This is a genomic window from Janthinobacterium sp. P210006 (genome assembly GCF_036231885.1).
Lineage (GTDB): Bacteria > Pseudomonadota > Gammaproteobacteria > Burkholderiales > Burkholderiaceae_D > Janthinobacterium > Janthinobacterium violaceinigrum.
The window spans coordinates 57,814-76,911 of the sequence record NZ_JAZARD010000003.1 but is presented as its reverse complement, the minus strand read 5'-3'; the positions used below and the strand labels follow the sequence as shown (position 1 = coordinate 76,911).

At 67.3% G+C, this 19,098-nt stretch carries 16 protein-coding genes; 10 read left to right on the top strand and 6 right to left on the bottom strand.

Going from position 1 to position 19,098, the window contains the following annotated elements; genetic code table 11:
- Window positions 1–4: 4 nt before the first annotated feature.
- Together VPH41_RS14565 and VPH41_RS14560 are read right to left on the bottom strand one after the other, a co-directional pair.
- Window positions 5–1,462, bottom strand: a complete 1,458-nt coding sequence (locus VPH41_RS14565; RefSeq protein WP_328570587.1) for an ATP-binding protein — start codon at window positions 1,460–1,462, stop codon at window positions 5–7.
- On the bottom strand, window positions 1,459–2,193 hold the full coding sequence (locus VPH41_RS14560; RefSeq protein WP_328570586.1) for a response regulator transcription factor: 735 nt from the start codon (window positions 2,191–2,193) through the stop codon (window positions 1,459–1,461). Before VPH41_RS14560 ends, VPH41_RS14565 begins: the two co-directional genes overlap by 4 nt.
- A gap of 169 nt (window positions 2,194–2,362) precedes the next feature.
- On the opposite strand from VPH41_RS14560, the gene VPH41_RS14555 reads away from it, so the two are divergent.
- The 6 genes from VPH41_RS14555 (at window position 2,363) to VPH41_RS14530 (ending at window position 8,565) form a co-directional block, all read left to right on the top strand.
- On the top strand, window positions 2,363–4,765 hold the full coding sequence (locus VPH41_RS14555) for a TonB-dependent receptor (RefSeq protein ID WP_328570585.1): 2,403 nt from the start codon (window positions 2,363–2,365) through the stop codon (window positions 4,763–4,765).
- The gene (locus VPH41_RS14550) at window positions 4,765–5,517 is read left to right on the top strand and encodes a tetratricopeptide repeat protein (protein ID WP_328570584.1); all 753 of its coding nucleotides are present in this window, start codon (window positions 4,765–4,767) and stop codon (window positions 5,515–5,517) included. The genes VPH41_RS14555 and VPH41_RS14550 overlap by 1 nt, the downstream gene beginning before the upstream one ends.
- Window positions 5,518–5,529: 12 nt before the next feature.
- On the top strand, window positions 5,530–6,216 hold the full coding sequence (locus VPH41_RS14545; protein WP_328570583.1) for a Fe2+-dependent dioxygenase: 687 nt from the start codon (window positions 5,530–5,532) through the stop codon (window positions 6,214–6,216).
- Window positions 6,217–6,259: 43 nt separating this feature from the next.
- The gene (locus VPH41_RS14540) at window positions 6,260–6,526 is read left to right on the top strand and encodes a UBP-type zinc finger domain-containing protein (RefSeq protein WP_328570582.1); all 267 of its coding nucleotides are present in this window, start codon (window positions 6,260–6,262) and stop codon (window positions 6,524–6,526) included.
- Between the two features lie 69 nt (window positions 6,527–6,595).
- A complete protein-coding gene (locus VPH41_RS14535; protein WP_328570581.1) occupies window positions 6,596–7,261 on the top strand; it encodes a response regulator transcription factor in 666 nt (221 codons plus the stop codon).
- Window positions 7,255–8,565, top strand: coding sequence for an ATP-binding protein (locus VPH41_RS14530; protein ID WP_328570580.1), 1,311 nt, complete (start codon window positions 7,255–7,257; stop codon window positions 8,563–8,565). The genes VPH41_RS14535 and VPH41_RS14530 overlap by 7 nt, the downstream gene beginning before the upstream one ends.
- A gap of 61 nt (window positions 8,566–8,626) precedes the next feature.
- Here the strand turns inward: VPH41_RS14530 and VPH41_RS14525 are convergent, their stop codons facing one another.
- Complete coding sequence (locus VPH41_RS14525; protein WP_328570579.1) at window positions 8,627–9,265, bottom strand: NAD(P)H-dependent oxidoreductase; 639 nt, start codon at window positions 9,263–9,265, stop codon at window positions 8,627–8,629.
- Between the two features lie 121 nt (window positions 9,266–9,386).
- Window positions 9,387–10,385 (bottom strand): aldo/keto reductase, encoded by a 999-nt coding sequence (locus VPH41_RS14520; protein ID WP_328570578.1) that lies wholly within the window; start codon window positions 10,383–10,385, stop codon window positions 9,387–9,389.
- A 101-nt stretch (window positions 10,386–10,486) separates the two neighbouring features.
- On the opposite strand from VPH41_RS14520, the gene VPH41_RS14515 reads away from it, so the two are divergent.
- Window positions 10,487–11,395 (top strand): LysR family transcriptional regulator, encoded by a 909-nt coding sequence (locus tag VPH41_RS14515; RefSeq protein WP_328570577.1) that lies wholly within the window; start codon window positions 10,487–10,489, stop codon window positions 11,393–11,395.
- On the opposite strand, the gene VPH41_RS14510 is transcribed toward VPH41_RS14515, so the two are convergent.
- A complete protein-coding gene (locus VPH41_RS14510) occupies window positions 11,396–12,481 on the bottom strand; it encodes an ATP-binding protein (protein WP_152284663.1) in 1,086 nt (361 codons plus the stop codon).
- On the bottom strand, window positions 12,481–13,230 hold the full coding sequence (locus VPH41_RS14505) for a response regulator (RefSeq protein WP_328570576.1): 750 nt from the start codon (window positions 13,228–13,230) through the stop codon (window positions 12,481–12,483). The genes VPH41_RS14510 and VPH41_RS14505 overlap by 1 nt, the downstream gene beginning before the upstream one ends.
- 133 nt (window positions 13,231–13,363) lie before the next feature.
- Here VPH41_RS14505 and VPH41_RS14500 point away from each other — a divergent pair, with 133 nt between their 5' ends.
- The 3 genes from VPH41_RS14500 to VPH41_RS14490 are packed head-to-tail and all read left to right on the top strand — an operon-like array spanning window position 13,364 to window position 19,097.
- On the top strand, window positions 13,364–14,536 hold the full coding sequence (locus tag VPH41_RS14500) for an efflux RND transporter periplasmic adaptor subunit (protein ID WP_442906270.1): 1,173 nt from the start codon (window positions 13,364–13,366) through the stop codon (window positions 14,534–14,536).
- A gap of 26 nt (window positions 14,537–14,562) precedes the next feature.
- Window positions 14,563–17,715 carry an efflux RND transporter permease subunit gene (locus tag VPH41_RS14495; RefSeq protein WP_328570575.1) on the top strand — a complete coding sequence of 1,051 codons (3,153 nt, stop codon included), beginning with the start codon at window positions 14,563–14,565 and terminating at the stop codon, window positions 17,713–17,715.
- Window positions 17,715–19,097, top strand: a complete 1,383-nt coding sequence (locus tag VPH41_RS14490) for an efflux transporter outer membrane subunit (RefSeq protein ID WP_328570574.1) — start codon at window positions 17,715–17,717, stop codon at window positions 19,095–19,097. The genes VPH41_RS14495 and VPH41_RS14490 overlap by 1 nt, the downstream gene beginning before the upstream one ends.
- Window position 19,098: the final 1 nt, after the last annotated feature.

Below are 19,098 nucleotides of genomic sequence, written 5' to 3'. Positions count from 1 at the left end.
CTGGCTACGCCTGCGCGTGGTCCGGCCGCCATTGCCCGCTGGCACGCGGCAGCACCAGGGTCACCACCAGGCCCCGTTCCTCGCCATTGCGCAACGATAATTCCCCATGGTGCGCCAGCGCCACCGTCTGGGCGATGGACAGGCCCAGGCCGAAGCCGCCCGTGGCGGCGTTGCGCGATGTTTCCAGCCGATAAAACGGTTCCAGCGCCCGCTGCAGCAGCGCTTCGGGAATGCCGGGGCCGTCGTCGCGTACCTCGATCGTCACCTGGTTTGCCTCGTCGCGCACGAGCACGCGGGCCGCGCTGCCATAGCGGATGGCATTGTCGACGATGTTTTGCAGGCAGCGCTTCAGGCTGCGCGGGTGGGCGGGCAGGGGTGCGGCATCGCCCGTAATGCTGACCTGGCCGCCCGTTTCCGCGCAATCGCTGCGCAGGCTGGCCAGCAGGCTGTCGATATCGACCATCTGCCGCTGTTCGTGCAAGCCGCTGTCCTGCACCATGGTCAGGGTGGCGCCCACCAGTGCATCCATTTCATCGAGGTCACGGCGAAATTTCACGCGCTCCCCCTCGCCGGGCAGCAGCTCCGTGCGCAGTTTCATGCGCGTGATGGGCGAGCGCAGATCGTGCGAGACGGCAGCCAGGAAGCGCGTGCGCTCGGCGATATTGTCGATCAGGCGGCGCTGCATGGCGTTGAACGCCTGCGACGCCTTGCGCACTTCCGTGGGACCATGCGTGCTCAAGGGCGGGCTGAAGATGTTTTCGCCCAGCTTGTCGGCCGCGCTGGCCAGCTTGCCCAGCGGCTGCATCACGAGGCGCACGGCCAGCCAGGCCAGCAGCAGGATGGCGGCGATGCGCAGCACGTAGATGCGCAGCAGATAGTCGATGGCCGCCGCGCGCGGCGCCGTGCTCATGCCCGCCTGGCCTTCGCGCGCTTCCGCCTGCAGCCAGGCGCCGTCGTGCAGGCGCAGCTGGACGACGAAATGGCCCGTGGGAAAGGGATCGCGCAGCAGGGTCAGCCAGTTGCCTTCGCGGGGCGCCGCGTGCGCCAGCTCGCTGGCCAGCACGCGCACGCCATGATGCGCCAGTTCATCGGCCTGGCCGCCCAGGCGCTGGCGCAGCACGTCAAGGAACAGTTCGCTGCTGAAGACGTCGTTGCGGTCCAGGGGCGGCGGCGTCGCGGCAGGGCCGTCGACGGCGCGCACGTTAAAGTCCGCGCTGCTGATGGCGGCCAGCATGGCGGGGCGGCTGGCGGCCGGCACGGCGTCGAGCATGCGCACGGCGTCGGCCAGGCGGGTGGCGGCCAGGCGCGTGGGAATTTCCATTGCCTTGCCGTAACGCATGTCATACCAGATGGTGCCCGTCAGGGCTTGCGCGGCCAGCATGCCGAGCACCAGCACCAGGGCCAGGCGGCCCGACAGGCTGCGCGGCCACAGCCGTTGCAGCACGGCGGCCAGGCCCGTCATTCTTCGTACGCCACGTCGGCGTTGAGCATGTAGCCGCCATTGCGGATGGTCTTGATCAGGGCCGGCAGGCGCGGATTGTCGCCCAGCTGCTGGCGCAGCCGGCTGACGCACACGTCGATCGAACGGTCGAAGGGCAGGCTTTCCTTGCCATACACGGCGGCCAGCAGGAAGTCGCGGCTCAGGGTGCGTTTCGGATGGTCGAGCAAGGCCCGCAGCACCAGGTAGTCGGAACTGCCCAGCGACAAGGTCACGCCTTGGGGCGAGCGCATCTGGCGCGCGCGCGTGTCGAGCTGCCAGCCTTCGAAACGCAGCGTGCCGATGCGGTCCGCTTCGTGCTTTTCCGGGAAGCTGCGGGCGCGGCGGATGATGACCTTGATGCGCGCCAGCAATTCGCGGGGATCGAACGGTTTCGGCAGGTAATCGTCGGCGCCCACTTCCAGGCCCACGATGCGGTCGACCAGCGTGCCGCGCGCCGTCAGCATGATGACGGGAATATTGCGCCGCGCGCGCAACTGGCGGCACAGTTCCAGGCCATCGTCGCCGGGCAGCATCAGGTCGAGGATGATCATGTCGATGGGCGTGCTGGCCAGCACTTGCCACATTTCATCGCCACCGGACGCCGCATGCGCCTGGTAGCCCGCGTTGACCAGATATGCCGACAGCAATTGCCGGATTTCCACATCGTCGTCGACGATCAATACCTGGTCCGCCCGTTTCGTTCCTGTAGCCATGTTCCTGCTGTCAATGGTGATGTGTTGCGCATTTTTGTAATGGCATGTGACGGCCATGCGGCGCCAACACATTTCATTACATTCCTGTCCGCGGGCCTGTTCTGGCCCTGCCAGCCGGCCATTATAGTGCCTGTAGTGAGAATCATTACAATCGGCAAAGGGAAGCTACATGCATCAGGAGAAACAATTTAGCCGCGGCAATAGCACGGCCAGGACCATCGAATCGCTGTTCGGCCAGTACGGCAAGCTGTCGGCCACCGCCGGGCTGGCGTTGACGTCGCTGGGCGCCACGGGCGCGGCCCTGGCGGCCGATGCGGCCGATGCAGCCGCGTCGGCCGCCACGCAGCCGCAGCAATTGAACGAGGTGGTCGTCAAGGCCGAGCGCGAAGCGCCCGCCTACAAGCCGGAACACCTGAGTTCGGCGAAATTCGCCCAGCCCCTGCGCGACACGCCGCAAAGCATCACCATCGTGCCGCGCGAAGTGCTGACGGAGCAAAATGCGCAAAACCTGCAGGACATCCTGAAGAACGTGCCTGGCATTACGTTTACGTCGGGCGAGGGCAACCTGGGCTGGGGCGATTTGTTTACCATCCGCGGTTTTTCTTCCGAGCAAAGCCTGACGGTGGACGGCATGCGCGATGCGGGCATGTCCAGCCGCAACGACACGTTCAACCTGGAGCAGGTGGAAGTGTTCAAGGGCACCGGTTCCATCGAATCGGGCACTTCGGCCGTGGGCGGCACCGTCAACCTGGTCAGCAAGGAAGCCAGACTGGGCAATGCGAATACGGCGTCCTTCGGCGTGGGCAGCGCGGCCTACCGCCGCGTGACGGCCGATGTGAACAAGCAATTGGGCACGGGCAGCGCCCTGCGGCTGAATGTCATGAAGCAAAAGAACGACGTGCCAGGGCGCGACGTGACGAAGAGCGACCGCCAGGGCCTGGCCTTGTCGGTGGGCACGGGCCTGGACAGCGCCACGCGCGTATGGGTCGACCTGTTCCACCAGGAAGATGACAACGTGCCCGACGGCGGCTTGCCGATCCAGCGGGGCACGGGCGGCCAGCCCATGGCCAACGTGCCGCACAGCGCCTGGTTCGGCGCCGACAGCTACACCCAGCGCACCACGTCGGATGCGGCCACCATCAAGGTCGAGCACGATTTCGCGCCGGGCGTGAAGCTGCGCAACCAGACGCGCTGGGCGCTGACGGACAATCTGTCCGTGCTGTCGCCGGCCCGCTTCAATGCGGCCAGCGCCGGCGGCGCCACCCTGGGCACGTCGCTGGGCTACACGGGCGTGGGCGGCTTGACGAAAATCAATGGCATCGCCGCGTACACGGATGCCGGCAACAAGACGGATGCGTATGGCGTGCTGCGCGGCAGCGATTTCGGCACCTCGAAACGCTACAGGATCCTGGCGAACCAGACCGATGCGAGCGTCGCCTTTGACACGGGACCCGTGCGGCACGAACTGGTGGCGGGCCTGGACCTGTACCGCGAGACCTATGGCGACTACCAGCGCACGGTGAATGCCCCCGCGGGTACCCTGTGGTTCGACATGGCCCATCCGCAAGTGGCGCAGGGCAGCGTGGCCACCGTCAAGGGCAATGGCGGCCTGGAATCGGTGATCAGCAATGCGGGCCTGTACGTGACGGACGCCATCCGTTTTACGCCGCAATGGCGCATGGTGGCGTCCCTGCGCTACGACCACTGGAAGGCGGACACGTCGCTGAAGGGCGTGCATACCTCGCACAGCAGCGACGGCGCCGCCAGCGGCCGCCTCGCCGTCCTGTACAAGCCTGTCGACGAGGCCAGCCTGTACCTGGCGTACGCGCAGGCGGCCCAGCCGTCGGCCCTGGGCGCGTCGACGAACAATGCCATCTACGGCTCGGCGGCGGCATCCGCGTATGCGCCGGCCACGTCGAAGACCATGGAGCTGGGCGGCAAGTGGGACGTGCTGCGCCACCGCCTGGCGTTGACGGCCGCCGTGTTCCGCACGCAGGTGAGCGATTCCTGGGAGTACGGCGACGGCGACGTCTCGCCCGTGCGCGCCTTGCCGGCCAAGCGGGTCAAGGGCGCGGAACTGGGCGTGCAGGGCAATGTCACGGAGCAATGGTCCGTGTATGGCGGCATGTCGCGTCTGATGAGCATGCAGACCAAGGGCGTCAACCGCGGCAGCGAAGCGAAGAATGTGCCGGACTGGACCTTCAATCTGTGGACCTCGTACACGCCCATGGCGGGCCTGGTGCTCAGTTATGGCGCGCAGTACGTGGGCGAGCGCCGCTATTCGGACAATGCCTATGTGGGCGGCTTGAACAATAACAGCAGCACCGTTGCCGGCCCTGCGGGCAAGGCGCCCACCTATGTGTTCGACACGGAAAAGGCGCCGTCGTACTGGGTGCAAAGCCTTGCCGCGCGCTACCGGGTCAACCCGCGCTTGGCGCTCAACCTGAACGTGCAAAACCTGGCCAACAAGTTTTACTGGGCGCGCATCGGTTCCTCGCTGGATGGTTTCCAGCTGTACGGCGTGCCCGGCGCCAGCCGCAGCGTCAGCCTGAGCGCGGACCTGAGCTTCTGATGCTGGCCAGTGTCAAGGCGCTGAGCCGGCTGCCGGCAGCGGACTGGTCCGCCATGCTGGCGGGCGCGGAAGGCGCTGGCGGCGATGCGCAAGCGCTGGCGTGGCTGCAACTGGCAGCCCGCCAGGGCGTGCCGCGCGCGCAGGCCATCCTTGCGCAGCGCCTGCTGGTGGGGCAGGGCGTGCCGCCGGACCCTGCGCAAGCCGTGCACTGGTTCCGCCAGGCGGCCGCGCGCGACGATGTGGAAGCCGTCAACATGCTGGGCCGCTGCCTGGAAAACGGCTGGGGCGTGGCGGAGGATGCGCAGCTGGCCGTGTACTGGTACCGGCAGGCGGCCGCAGGCGGACTGGACTGGGGCATGTACAACCTGGCGAATCTGCTGATGAGCGGCAAGGGCCTTGCCGCCGACCGGCCTGCCGCGCTGGCGCTGTACCGCCAGGCCGCCCGCCTGGGCCACGCCAAGTCCATCAATATCCTCGGCCGTTTTTATGAAGAAGGCTGGGAAATGCTGCCCGACCCGGCGCAGGCGGCCGTGCTGTATTGCCAGGCGGCTATCGGTGGCGACTTTCGCGGCCAGTTCAACCATGCGCGTCTGCTGTTGCAGCGGGGCAAGCCGCAACAGGCCGTGGCCTGGCTGCGCCGCATTCCCGCCACGGCCACGCCCGCGTTCATGGCCAATCTGCACCCGTGGCTGGCGCAATCGGACGTGCCCGCCGTGCGCGCGCTGGCGGGCGAACCATTATTTACTGAATAAGAGAGCAACATCATGCTGCATTTGAAAGCCGTGCTGAACGACACCGAACTGGCGCACGCGCGCACGGCGCTGGAAGGCGCCGATTGGGAAGATGGCAGGGTCACGTCGGGCAGTTTGCCGGAGAGTATCAAGCGCAACGGGCAATTGCCCCAGCAGGGACCGCTGGCGCAGCACTTGCAGCAGCTGGTGCTGCAAGCCTTGCGCCGCAACCAGCTGTTCTTTTCGGCCGCCTTGCCGCGCCACATCGCGCCGCCCATGTTCAGCCGCTACGACGGCGAACGCCAGGACTACCTGGACGAGCACGTGGACGTGGCCATGCGCTACCTGCCCGATGGCGGGCGGGTGCGCACGGACCTGTCCTGTACTTTATTCCTCAGCAATCCCGAGGAATACGAGGGCGGCGAGCTGGTGCTGGCCGACAGCTGGCGCGACGAGCACGTCAAGCTGGCGGCTGGCGACATGCTGCTGTATCCGGCCGACAAGGTCCACCGGGTCAATCCCGTCAGCAAAGGTTGCCGTTATGCCAGCTTCTTTTGGCTGGAAAGCATGGTGCGTGACGAAGCGCAGCGCCGGCTGCTGTTCCAGATGGACCGCGACCTGATGCTGCTGCGCATCGAAGAGCAGCACGCCTCGTCCACGGCCGTGCTGGGCCTGACGGGCGCGTATCACAACCTGCTGCGCATGTGGGCGCAGGGCTGAGCGCATTTGCGCTACCATGCCTGCATCGTCGAAGGAGAACAGCATGAGCGAGGCTTGCCGGCATCTACATGACATCCATACCCGTGGCGCCAATGGCGATGGCTGCGAGGAATGCCTGAAAACGGGCGACAGCTGGGTACATTTGCGCGTCTGCATGGTGTGCGGCCATGTGGGCTGTTGCGACGACTCGAAAAACCGGCATGCGAGCCGGCACTTCCACGCCACGGGCCACCCCATCATCCGCTCGAAGGAGCCGGGCGAGACCTGGGGCTGGTGCTTTGTGGACCAGCTGTTCTATGACCCGATCTAGCCGGCCATCCGATGGCTTGCCGCCAGCCAAGGTAAGATGACGGCTTTTTCAAGATCTTGAGAGGCCCGGGTGCGCGTGCTGCTGGTGGAAGACGATCCGATGATCGGGGAAAGCCTGGTCGAAGGCTTGCGCGGCGAGTGCTATGCCGTGGACTGGGTGCGCGATGGCCACGATGCGGAGCTGGCGCTGGCCGGCTTTGCCTACGATTTGATGCTGCTGGACCTGGGCTTGCCAGGCAAAGAAGGCATGGATGTGCTGCGCGGCGCGCGGGCGCGTGGCGCCGAATTGCCCGTGCTGATCATCACGGCGCGCGACGGCACGCCCGCGCGCGTGGCAGGGCTCGACAGCGGCGCCGACGATTACCTGGTCAAGCCGTTCGACCTCGACGAGCTGCTGGCGCGCATCCGCGCGCTGCTGCGGCGCCGCGTCAGCCGTTCGCGCTCCGTCATCGAGCATGGCGCGCTGACCCTGGACCTGGCCAGCCACGACGTCACGTTCGAGGGAGAGCAGATCAAGCTGCCGCCGCGCGAGTTTTCCGTGCTGCGCGCCTTGCTCGACCATCCGGGCAAGGTCGTGTCGAAGCGCCAGCTGGGCGAAAAGCTGTATGGCTGGGATAGCGAAGTGGAAAGCAATACCGTCGACGTGTACGTGTACCAGCTGCGCAAGAAGTTCGGCGCGGACTGCATCCAGACGGTGCGCGGCGTGGGCTACAAGATGCGGGTAGCATCTTGCTGACCATCCGCCGCCAATTGCAGCTGGGCTTGTTGGCCGCCACCTTGATGTGCGTGCTGGGGGCGGGTATTTCGCTGTTCCGCTCGCTGCTGGAAGAAACCAATGAACTGGCCGATCTGCAGCTGCGCCAGCTGGCCGTGGCCTTGCCCGACGAATTCGAGCCGCAGACTGGCTTGCCCGCCGCGCAGGACCCGGAAGAAGCGTTCGTGCTGCAGGCGTGGGACGAGGATGGGCAGCCATTGCCCGTCTTGCCGGACCAGCCGCAATTGCCGCGCTATGCGCTGGCCGGCTTTGCCGATGTCCTGGTGCAGGGCGAGGACTGGCGCCTGTACGGCGTGACGCGGCGCGGCCGCTACGTGCAGGTGGCGCAGGCGCAGGCCGTGCGCGACCAGCTGGCCTGGCAAATGACCGTGCGGGCGGGCGCGCCGCTGCTGGCGTTTGCGCTGCTCCTGGGGCTGCTGATCGTCGTCGTGGTGGGACGCGCGCTGGCGCCCCTGCAGCGCCTGGCCGCATCGGTGGCGGGCCGTTCGCCCGATGCACTCACGCCGCTGGCGGCCGACGACATGCCGCCCGAACTGCGGCCCGTGGCGCTGGCGCTCAACAGCCTGATGGGGCAGTTCGAGGCGGCGCTGACGGCGCAGCGTACCTTTGTCGCCGATGCCGCGCATGAATTGCGTTCGCCGCTGACGGCATTGAAACTGCAGCTGCAGGTGGCCGAGCGCGCCGCCAGCGAGGAAGAGCGCCGCGTGGCCCTGGCGCGCCTGCATGAACGGCTGGACCGCAGCACGCACCTGGTGCGCCAGCTGCTCAGCCTGGCACGCCATGAGACGGCGCTGGCGGCCAGCCAGCTGCACACGGTGGACCTGGGACAGTTGCTGGAAGCGGCCGTGGCCGACCACAGCGCGCTGGCCGACAGCCGCGAAATCGACCTGGGCGTGGTGGAAACGCTGCCGGCCACGGTGCTGGTGCAGGCGGACCCGGACGGCTTGCAAGTGCTGCTCAATAACCTGATCGACAACGCCTTGCGCTACACGCAGCAAGGCGGCCGGGTCGACCTGCAGGCGGCGCTGGAAGAGGGCCGGCCCCTGCTGCGCGTCTCCGACAACGGCCCCGGGGTTCCGCGCCAGCACCATGCGCGCCTGTTCGACCGCTTCTTCCGTCCCGACGGCAACGACGCCTGGGGCTGCGGCCTGGGCCTGTCCATCGTGCGCCACATCGCCGAGCACCACCAGGCCGACATCGCACTGGCCGACGGGGAGGCGGGGCGGGGCTTGCAGGTGACGGTGCGCTTTCCGCAGGCAGCCTGAACGGACAAAAAAAAAGCGGATGCCGGCGAAGGCATCCGCTTTTCAGTTGCAGGCGAAGCGCTTACGCCAGCTCGGTGATGAATTGCGCGCGCGCGGGGCGCACTTTTTTCAGGTCCACCAGCCAGTCGCCTTCGCCGGCGCGGTAGCCCAGCGGCAGCATGACGACGGAGCGCAAGCCTTTTTCGCGCAAGCCCAGGATTTCGTCGACCTTGGCCGGATCAAAACCTTCCATCGGCGTCGAATCGACTTTTTCCTGCGCCGCGGCGATCAGGGCCGTGCCCACGCCGATATACGCCTGGCGCGCCGCGTGCTGGTAGTTGGTTTCCGCGTCGCGTTGCGGATACGTGGCCAGGATCTGCTGGCGGTACGCTTCCCAGCCTTCATTCCTGAAGCCGCGCACTTCGTTGACGAGGTCGAAGCGGGCGTTGATGCGTTCCACCGTGTAATTATCCCAGGCGGCAAACACCAGCAGGTGCGAGGAATCCGTCACCTGGGCCTGGTTCCACGCATGCGGCTTGATCTGCTCGCGCAGGGCCGGATTCGTCACCACGAACACTTCATATGGGTGCAGGCCGCTGGAGCTGGCCGTCAGGCGCACGGCTTCCAGGATGCGCTCGACCTTGTCTTGCGGCACCGTTTTCGCCGGGTCCATCTTCTTGGTGGCGTAGCGCCATTGCAATGTTTCGAGCAAATCGGACATGTAAATCCCTTTCATAATGAATAGTTCAGATTGGAAATGATAGCGGATTCAGCCATTTCAAGTGCGGCGGGTAAAAGAACTTGTCGTTCGTGCCCAAATTAGCGCACTCGGGCACTGTTGTCTACAGGCCAACCATGGCAAGTTCCACAGCCGGGTAGCGCGCGCCCTGCACGGCGGCGGGCGCGATGGCGGCGCCGATGGCGGCCAGCTCGCTTGCGCTCAGCGCGACTTGCGCGGCGGCCACGTTTTCTTCCAGGTGCGCCAGGCTGCGGGCGCCGGGAATGGGCACGATGTCGCTGCCTTGCGCCAGCAGCCAGGCCAGGGCCAGCTGGGCCGCCGTGACGCCGCGCGCGGCCGCCAGGCCTTGCAGCGCAGCCACCAGGCGCCCGTTGGCCGCCATCGCCGGCGCCTGGAAGCGGGGCAGGCTGTGGCGGTAGTCGTCGGGCGCCAGCGTGGTGCTGGAAGGAAGCTGGCCCGTCAGGAAGCCCCGGCCCAGCGGGCTGTAGGGCACGAAGCCGATGCCCAGTTCGCGGCAGGCGGGCAGCACCTGCGCTTCCACGTCGCGGCTCCACAGCGAATATTCGGACTGCACGGCTGCAATCGGGTGGACGGCGTGGGCGCGGCGCAGGGTGGCGGCCGACACTTCCGACAGCCCCAGGTGGCGTACCTTGCCGGCCCGGACCAGGCCGGCCATGGCGCCCACCACGTCTTCGATGGGCACGGCGGGGTCCACGCGGTGCTGGTACAGCAGGTCGATGCTGTCGATGCCGAGCCGGGACAGCGATGCTTCCACGGCCTGCACGATGTGCTCGGGCCGGCTGTCCACGCCCGCCATGCGTTCCACGCCCTGGCCGTGCGGCAATATCTTGAAGCCGAACTTGGTGGCGATGCTGACCTTGCCGCGCAGCTGCTTCAGGGCGCGGCCCACCAGTTCCTCGTTGGCGTAGGGGCCGTAGACTTCCGCCGTGTCGATCAGGGTCACGCCCAGTTCCACGGCGCGGTGCAGCACGCGCAGCGAGGCGGCCTCGTCCGCGCCGCCGTAGGCAAAGCTCATGCCCATGCAGCCCAGGCCGATGGGGGCGACCTGCAAGCCGGAGGTGCCCAGTGTTCTGTATTCCATTGCCATTCCTTGTCAAAAGAGAGGCAATCAGTATGCTGGAAGGAACACCATGCGATAAGATCGCTTATCCTGCATGTATTACTGAAAATGGCTCATGAATAATGGCTGACCTGAATGAATTGACGGCCTTTGCCGCCGTCGCCCGCCTGCGCAGCTTTCGCAAGGCGGCGCTGGAACGGGGCGTGTCCGCCTCGGCCCTCAGCCATGCGCTGCGCGCGCTGGAAGAGCGCCTGGGCGTGCGCCTGCTGAACCGCACCACGCGCAGCGTCACGCCCACCGAGGCGGGGCAGCAGTTGCTGGCGCGGCTGGCGCCGGCCATGCGCGAAATCACGGACGCCTTGCTGGACCTGAGCACCTTGCAGGATGTGCCCGCAGGCAAGCTGCGCCTGAACGTGCCCCGTCCCGCCGCCAGGCTGCTGCTGGCGCCCATGCTGGCGCAATTTGTCGCCCGCTATCCGCGCGTGCAAGTGGAACTCGTCACCGATGACGGCATGATCGACATCGTGCGCGACGGGTTTGACGCGGGCATCCGCTTCGGCGAGCACGTGGCGGCCGACATGATCGCCGTGCCCGTGGGCGCGCCGCAGCCGTTCGTGGTGGTGGCGTCGCCCGCCTACCTGGCGACGCATGGCGCACCAAGCACGCCGCGCGCGCTGCTCGGGCATGCCTGCATCGGCCGGCGTTTTCCCAGCGGGCGCCAGTATGCGTGGGAATTCGGCCAGGCGGGCGAGGGCGTCAGCATCGCCGTCGGCGGCCCGCTGGTGTTCGACGACGATGAGCTGATGCTGCGCGCGGCCCGCGACGGCGCGGGACTGGCGTATGTGTATGAAGCCGATGCGCGCGCCGATATCGCGGCGGGGCGGCTGGTCTGCGTGCTGGAGCGCTGCCTGCCGCCGCCGCCCCGCTACTTCCTGTACTACCCGAGCCGGCGGCAGATGCCGTCCGTGCTGCGCGTATTTGTCGACATGGTGCGCGCCGATGCGGCCACGCCGCCGCAGGCGCCCGCGTAGTCAGCCCGCGGCCGGCGGCGCGCCATGCTCGACGGGCCATTTGACGGTGAACAGGCTGCCGCCCGCCTTGCCGCGCGTGCAGGCGGCGCTGCCGCCGTGCGCGCGGGCGATGGCCTCGACCACGGCCAGTCCCAGGCCGCTGCCCGCATTCAGGTCGACCCTGGCGCTGTCGCCGCGGCGGAACGCTTCGAATACGTGCGGCGCCAGTTCTTCCGGAATGCCGGGACCCGCATCTTCGACGCTGAGGCAATACTGGCCCGCCTGCACGCGGGTGCGCACGCGCAGCAGGCCCGGATGCGCATAGCGGCGCGCGTTGTCGAGCAGGGCCAGCACGATTTGCCGGATGCGCGCCGCGTCGCAGCAGACGGGATGGTCGGACAGGTGCAGTTGCAGGGCAAAGCCGGCCGCTTCCATGTCCGGCGCCAGCAGGCGGCCCACTTCCTCGATTTCCAGGGTCAGGTCCGTCCACGCCATGCGCAGCTGCATGTAGCCGCTGTCGGCCAGGCTCAGGGTGCGCAAGTCCTCGATCAGGCGGCCCAGGTCCTCCACTTGCGCCAGCAGGCTGGAAAACGGCACTTCCTCGGGCTTGAAGACACCGTCGACGACGCCTTGCAGGGTGCCGCGCAGGATGGTCACGGGCGTGCGCAGTTCGTGCGCGATGGCCGCATTCCACGTTTCGCTTTCCTTGGCCGCCCGCTGCAAGCGTTCGGCCATGCTGTTGAAGTCATCGACCAGCATGGCCGTCTCGCCCAGGCTGCGGTCGCCCGCGAACGCGCGCGCGGACAGGTCGCCATGCGCCACGCGGCGCACGCTGTCCATCACGGAATTGATCGGTTTGAGAATGCGCGAAGCGAGCTTGATGGCGAAAAACGCCGCCAGCCCCAGGCCGAAGATGGTGATGGCGAAGATCCACAGCCATTCGGCCGTCGTCGGCGACCAGTCGTCCGGTTCGGACAGCATGCCGGGGTCGATCTTGAAGGCGATGGCAAAGAAGGTCCAGGAACCGATCCAGATGAGCAGGATGCTGCTGACCATCAGCACGGACATCGACAGCACGATCTGCCGGTTCAAGCCGGTGAAGCGCATCAGAGCTCGCCTTCCAGCCGGTAGCCCACGCCGCGCAGGCTGGCCGGCATGTTCATCACGCCCGCTTCCTCCAGCTTCTTGCGCAGCTTGCTGACGTGGCTGTCCACCGTGCGCTCCAGCGAATTGCTCTCGGGCATGCAGGACTCCAGCAGTTCCAGGCGGCTGCACACGCGGCGCGGCGTGCGCGCCAGGTGGGCCAGCAGGCGGAATTCCGTCAGGGTCAGGCTGAGGGGCACGGGCATGCCGTCGCGCAGCACGCTGGCCACATACGTTTCCTGGTCGATTTCGATGGCCCCGCAGCGCAGGCGCTGGCCGCCCACCGGGTGGTGGCGCACGCGCGAGCGGCGCAGCACGGCCGCCACGCGGGCCACCACTTCGGCCGGATTGAAGGGCTTGATGATGTAGTCGTCCGCGCCCACGCGCAGGGCGGCCAGCTTGTCCGCATCCTGGTCGCGCGCCGTCAGCATGATGACGGGCGTTTCGCCGCGCCGGCGCACTTCCGTCAGCACGCCCCAGCCATCGACACGGGGCATTTGCACGTCGAGCAGCAGCAGGTCGGGCGCCAGCGCCAGGTGCTGGTTCAGCGCTTCCTGGCCATCGGGCGCGAACGCCGTGCGGTAGCCGTCGCGCTCCAGGTAGCCGGACAGGATGCGGGCGATTTGCGGTTCGTCTTCGGCGATCAGGATGAGGGCGGAAGGCGGCGTGGTGGCAAGGAAGGAGGGTTGCGTGGAGCTGTGGAGATAGTTCATGCAAATAGTCTAGCATTCTTCGCTCTCTCCATCGAATCTCCACATTTCTTTGACGGAACATCCACGCAAGCCTTCTATGCTGCGCTTATCTGTCGACCGGACCGCCGGTTGGGATCTGCCATAGAGAAAGACCATGCATCCGAGCCACCTCACCAAGAAAAACATGTTGATCGCCGCGGCACTGCTCAGCCTTGCCGCCTGTTCCAAACCCGCGCCGGAAGAAGGCGCCGCACCGCCCGCCGCCGTGACGGTGCTCAAGCTGCAGGCGGCGCCCGTGCTCCTCAGCGACGAATTGCCGGGCAGGGTAGCGGCCTTCCGCACGGCCGACATCCGCCCGCAGGTGGGCGGCATCGTGCTGCGCCGCCAGTTCGAGCAGGGCGCCGAAGTGCAGGCGGGGCAGAAGCTGTTCCAGCTGAACCCCGCACCGTTCCAGGCGGACGTCGACTCGGCCGCCGCCGCCCTGCAGCATGCGGTGGCCACGGCCAACCGCGCCAGCAGCCAGGCCGAGCGTCTGAAACCGCTGGTCGAGGCGGACGCCATCAGCCGCCAGGCGTATGACGATGCCGTGGCCCAGCGCGAGCAAGCCGTGGCCACCGTGGCGCAGGCGCGGGCCAGCCTGGCGCGCCGCCGCCTGGACCTGGCCTTTGCCAGCATCGAGGCGCCTATCGCGGGGCGCATCGGCTCCGAACTGGTGACGGAAGGCGCGCTCGTGGGCCTGGCCGATGCAACGCCGATGGCGCGCATCCAGCAGATCGACAAGGTGTATGTGGACGTGCGCCAGCCGGCCGCCGCGCTGGCCGCGCTGCGGGCCGCGAACGCGGACGGCAAGGGCGGCGCGGACAAGCTGCCCGTCACCATCCTGGGCGCCGATGGCCAGCCGCATCCCGTCACGGGGCGCATCCTGTTCTCCGGCATCAGCGTCGATGCGGGCACGGGCGACGCCGTCATCCGCGTGCTGGTTGACAATCCGCAGCGCCAGCTGTTGCCGGGCATGTTCGTGCGGGCCCGCATCGCCCGCGCCGTGCAGGCCGATGGCGTGCTGGTGCCGCAGCAAGCCGTCTTGCGCGGCAGCGACGGCCAGGCGCAGGCCTGGGTACTCGATGGCGCGCACAAGGCCAGCCTGAAACCGGTAACCGTGGGCGACGTGGTCGAGCACCAGTACGTCGTCAACGGCGGCCTGAAGGCGGGCGACACGGTCGTCATCGAAGGCCAGGAACGTTTGCAGCCGGGCGCCACCGCCGCGCCCCAGCCGTGGAAGCGGGCCGCCGCCGTTGCCACCGCCGCTCCCGTCAGCGCCGTGCGCTGACCAGTACTTATTGAAAGCTTAATGATATGCCTCAATTTTTCATCAACCGCCCCGTCTTTGCGTGGGTGGTGGCGGTCTTCATCGTCCTGTTCGGACTGATCGCCATACCGCAATTGCCGATTGCGCGCTTCCCTTCGGTGGCGCCGCCCAGCGTCAGCATCAGCGCCAGCTACCCTGGCGCCACGCCGCAAACCATGAACGATTCCGTGGTGGGCCTGATCGAGCGTGAACTGTCGGGCGTCAAGCACCTGCTGTATTTCGAGTCGTCCACCGATACCTCGGGCTCGGCCTCGATCACCGTCACCTTCCAGCCCGGCACGAATCCGGAAATGGCGCAGGTGGACGTGCAAAACCGCCTGAAAGCCATCGAGCCGCGCCTGCCGCAAGCCGTGCGGCAAAACGGCTTGACGGTGGAATCGGCGTCGTCCGGCTTCCTGATGATCGTCAGCCTGATTTCCGAGACTGGCCAGCACGATGAAGTGGCGCTGGGCGACTACCTGGCGCGCAACGTGACGGAAGAGCTGCGCCGCATCCCCGGCGTGGGCAAGGTGCAGCTGTTCGGCTCCGAGCGGGCCATGCGCATCTGGGTCGACCCGGCCAAGCTGGTGTCGTACAACATCGCGATGGGCGATATCACGGCCGCCGTGGCGCAGCAAAATGCGCAGATCGCGCCGGGCCGCCTGGGCGATTCGCCCGCCGTGCATGGCCAGCGCGTCACCATCCCGCTGACGGTGCAGGGCCAGCTGCAAACGCCGGCCGAATTTGCCGCCATCGTGCTGCGCGCGAATGCGGACGGCTCGAAAGTGACCATCGGCGACGTGGCGCGCGTATCGCTGGGCGCGCAAAGCTTCAATTTCAGCATCCGCGAAAACGGGCAAGCCGCTTCGGGCGCCGCCATCATGCTGTCGCCGGGCGCGAACGCCGTGCAGACGGCCAGCGCCGTGCGCGCGCGCATGGCCGAACTGGCGCACACCATGCCGGCCGGGATCAAGTACTCGGTGCCGTTCGATACGGCGCCGTTCGTGAAGATCTCGATCGAGAAGGTCGTCGTCACCTTGCTGGAGGCGATGGTGCTGGTCTTCCTCGTCATGTACCTGTTCCTGCAAAAGATACGCTACACCCTGATTCCCGCCATCGTCGCGCCGATTGCCCTGATGGGGACGTTTACGGTGATGCTGCTGGCCGGTTACTCCGTCAACGTGCTGACGATGTTCGGCATGGTGCTGGCCATCGGCATCATCGTCGATGACGCCATCGTCGTGGTGGAAGCGGTGGAACGCCTGATGGCCACGGAAGGCTTGTCGCCGAAGGAAGCGACGTCGAAGGCCATGCGCGAAATCACGGGCGCCGTGGTGGGCATCACCCTGGTGCTGACGGCCGTGTTCATCCCCATGGCCCTGGCCAGCGGCTCCGTGGGCGCCATCTACCGCCAGTTCACCCTGGCCATGGCCGTATCGATTTTGTTCTCGGCCTTCCTGGCTCTGACCCTGACGCCGGCCCTGTGCGCCACCATGCTGAAACCCATCGGTCCGCACGACCATGACAAGAAGGGCTTCTTCCTGTGGTTCGACCGCCAGTTTGAGCGCATGACGGCCCGCTATGAAAAAGGCGTGGTGGCCATGCTGAAACGCGCAGGCCGCTCGATGGTGGTCTACGGCGCCATCGTCGCCGCATTGGGCGTGGCCTTCGTGCAGCTGCCGTCGGCCTTCCTGCCGGAAGAGGACCAGGGCTATTTCATTACCTCGATCCAGCTGCCGTCCGACGCCACCATGGAGCGCACGCTCGATGTCGTCAAGCTGTACGAGCAGCACGTGGCCACGCGGCCCGGCATCGAAGTGAACCAGTCCATCCTCGGCTTCAGCTTTTCCGGCGCGGGACCGAATGCGGGCCTGGCCTTCACCATGCTGAAGGACTGGAAGCAGCGCAACGGCGCCACGGCGCAGGAAGAAGTGGCGCTGGCGCAGGCGGCCATGTCGCAGGCGAAGGAGGGCGTGATCATGAGCCTGATGCCGCCCGCCATCGATGAACTGGGTAATTCGTCCGGCTTTTCCCTGCGTCTGCAGGACCGTGCCGGCCAGGGCATCGCTGCCCTGCAGGCAGCGCAGAACCAGCTGCTGGGCCTGGCCGCGCAAAGCAGCAAGGTGGCGGGCGTGTATCCGGACGGCTTGCCGCCCGGCGCCAGCGTGCGCCTCGATATCGACCGCACCAAGGCGGAAGCGCTGGGCGTGTCGTTTACGGCCATTGCCGACATGCTGACGGCGGCCATGGGGTCGACCTATGTCAACGATTTCCCCAACGCGGGCCGCATGCAGCAAGTGATCATCCAGGCCGATGCGCCGTCGCGCATGCAGCTGAACGACGTGCTGGCCTTGCGCATCCGCAATAACGCGGGCGGCATGGTGGCCCTGGGCGAACTGGTGCGCCCCGTGTGGAGCGAATCGCCGCTGCAACTGGTGCGCTACCAGGGGTATCCTGCCGCGCGCATCTCGGGCAGCGCGGCGCCCGGCGTCTCGAGCGGCGACGCCATGCTGGAAATGGAACGCCTGGTGAAACAGCTGCCGCCCGGCTTCGCGCTGGCCTGGACGGGCCAGTCGCTGCAGGAGAAGGAATCGGCCTCGCAAGCGCCCATGCTGATGGCGCTGTCGATGCTGGTGGTCTTCCTCGTGCTGGCGGCCCTGTATGAAAGCTGGAGCATTCCCGTGTCCGTGATGCTGGTGGTGCCGCTGGGCTTGCTGGGCGCCGTGCTGGCCGTGATGTTGCGCGGCATGCCGAACGACGTGTTCTTCAAGGTGGGCATGATCACCATCATCGGCCTGTCGGCGAAGAACGCCATCCTGATCGTCGAATATGCGCGCCAGTTGCAGGCGCAGGGCAAGGGACTGGTCGAAGCGACGGTGGAAGCGGCCCGCCTGCGCTTGCGCCCGATTTTGATGACGTCGCTGGCGTTCGCGCTGGGCGTGGTACCGCTGATGCTGGCCACGGGTGCCAGCGCCGAGACGCAGCACGCGATCGGCACGGGCGTGTTCGGCGGCATGATCACGGCCACCGTGCTGGCCGTGTTTTTCGTGCCCGTGTTCTTTGTCGTGGTGCTGGGCGCCGTCGACAAGATGGCAAATTATTTCTTAAAAGACAGTAAGCGCAATCGCACCGCGGTCAACGCGGTGGAAGGAGAGTCGTAATGCGTTCGATATTCATCATGCCCTTGGCCGCGCTGGCCTTGTCGGCCTGTTCGCTGACGCCGTCGCTGGTCAAGCCGGCGCCGCCCATCCCCGCCAGCTACCATGCGGGCGAGGCGGCCGCGCCGGCAGGCATGGCCGGCACTGCCGCCGACCTGGGCTGGCGCCAGATGCTGCTCGACGCGCGCCTGCAGCGCCTGGTCAGCCTGGCGCTGGAAAACAACCGCGACTTGCGCGTGGCCTCGCTCAACGTGGAAGCCGTGCGGGCCCAGTACCAGATCCAGGATGCGGGCCGCTATCCGGCCATCGGCGCGAATGCGGGCGGCGTGCGCCAGCGCGCTGCCGACGGCGTAACGCAAAAACAGTTCACGGCCGGCATCGCCATGAGCGCGTTCGAGATCGACCTGTTCGGCCGCCTGGCTTCCCTGTCGGACGCGGCGTTTGCCCGCTACCTGGCCACGGAGCAGGGCCAGCGCGCCGCCCACATGGCCTTGATCGGCGGCGTGGCCGACGCCTACCTGGAGCAGCGCCTGGCCGAGGAACAGCTGGCGCTGGCGCGGCAAACCCTGGCCGACTGGCGCCAGGCCCTGGTCCTGACGCAGCGCCTGCACGGCGCGCAGCAGGGCAGCGGCCTGGACGTGGCGCAAGCGCAAGGGCAGGCGGCCACGGCGGAAGCGGACGTGCAGGCCCGCGAGCGGGCCAGTGCCTTGGCGCGCAACAACCTGGAACTGCTGCTGGGCGCGCCATTGCCCGCCGACCTGCCCGCCGGCCGCGCGCTCGATGGCCAGCCTGTGCTGACGCAGCTGCCGCCCGGCCTGCCATCGGACTTGCTGGCGCGGCGGCCCGACATCGTGCAAGCCGAATACGCGCTGGTGGCGGCGAATGCGGAAATCGGCGCCGCCCGCGCCGCCTTCTTCCCCCGTCTGTCGCTGACGGCGTCGCTGGGTTTTGCCAGTCCGGAGCTGGGCGACTTGTTCCGCGGCAGCGCGCGCAGCTGGTCGTTCGCGCCGCAAGTGACGCAGCCGCTGTTCCAGGGCGGCCAGCTGCGCGCGGAACTGCAGCTGTCGCGCCTGCGCAAGGACGTCGCCGTGCTGCAGTATGAACAGGCGATCCAGGCGGCGTTTCGCGAGGTGCGCGACGGCCTGGCCGGCAGCGCCACGTATGCGCAGCAGATCGCCGCGCAGCAGCGCGTGGTGGCCGCGGCGCAACAGCGCCAGCGCCTGTCGCAGCTGCGCTACGACGCGGGCCAGGACAGCCGGCTGGAATTGCTCGACGCGCAGCGCCAGTCGTATGCGGCGCAGCAAGCCTTGCTCGACGCGCGGCGCGACCAGTTCAAGTCTGCCGTGGCCCTGTACAAGGCGCTGGGAGGCGGGCTGGAAGAGTAGG

Bases quoted from the DNA above. Each gene is read 5' to 3' on its own strand.
- VPH41_RS14560 (WP_328570586.1), bottom strand. From the start codon at position 2,193: ATGGCTACAGGAACGAAACGGGCGGACCAGGTATTGATCGTCGACGAC.
- VPH41_RS14520 (WP_328570578.1), bottom strand. From the start codon at position 10,385: ATGGAATACAGAACACTGGGCACCTCCGGCTTGCAGGTCGCCCCCATC.
- VPH41_RS14515 (WP_328570577.1), top strand. From the start codon at position 10,487: ATGGCTGACCTGAATGAATTGACGGCCTTTGCCGCCGTCGCCCGCCTG.
- VPH41_RS14525 (WP_328570579.1), bottom strand. From the start codon at position 9,265: ATGTCCGATTTGCTCGAAACATTGCAATGGCGCTACGCCACCAAGAAG.
- VPH41_RS14545 (WP_328570583.1), top strand. From the start codon at position 5,530: ATGCTGCATTTGAAAGCCGTGCTGAACGACACCGAACTGGCGCACGCG.
- VPH41_RS14510 (WP_152284663.1), bottom strand. From the start codon at position 12,481: ATGCGCTTCACCGGCTTGAACCGGCAGATCGTGCTGTCGATGTCCGTG.
- VPH41_RS14540 (WP_328570582.1), top strand. From the start codon at position 6,260: ATGAGCGAGGCTTGCCGGCATCTACATGACATCCATACCCGTGGCGCC.
- VPH41_RS14490 (WP_328570574.1), top strand. From the start codon at position 17,715: ATGCGTTCGATATTCATCATGCCCTTGGCCGCGCTGGCCTTGTCGGCC.
- VPH41_RS14550 (WP_328570584.1), top strand. From the start codon at position 4,765: ATGCTGGCCAGTGTCAAGGCGCTGAGCCGGCTGCCGGCAGCGGACTGG.
- VPH41_RS14495 (WP_328570575.1), top strand. From the start codon at position 14,563: ATGCCTCAATTTTTCATCAACCGCCCCGTCTTTGCGTGGGTGGTGGCG.
- VPH41_RS14505 (WP_328570576.1), bottom strand. From the start codon at position 13,230: ATGAACTATCTCCACAGCTCCACGCAACCCTCCTTCCTTGCCACCACG.
- VPH41_RS14565 (WP_328570587.1), bottom strand. From the start codon at position 1,462: ATGACGGGCCTGGCCGCCGTGCTGCAACGGCTGTGGCCGCGCAGCCTG.
- VPH41_RS14500 (WP_442906270.1), top strand. From the start codon at position 13,364: ATGCATCCGAGCCACCTCACCAAGAAAAACATGTTGATCGCCGCGGCA.
- VPH41_RS14555 (WP_328570585.1), top strand. From the start codon at position 2,363: ATGCATCAGGAGAAACAATTTAGCCGCGGCAATAGCACGGCCAGGACC.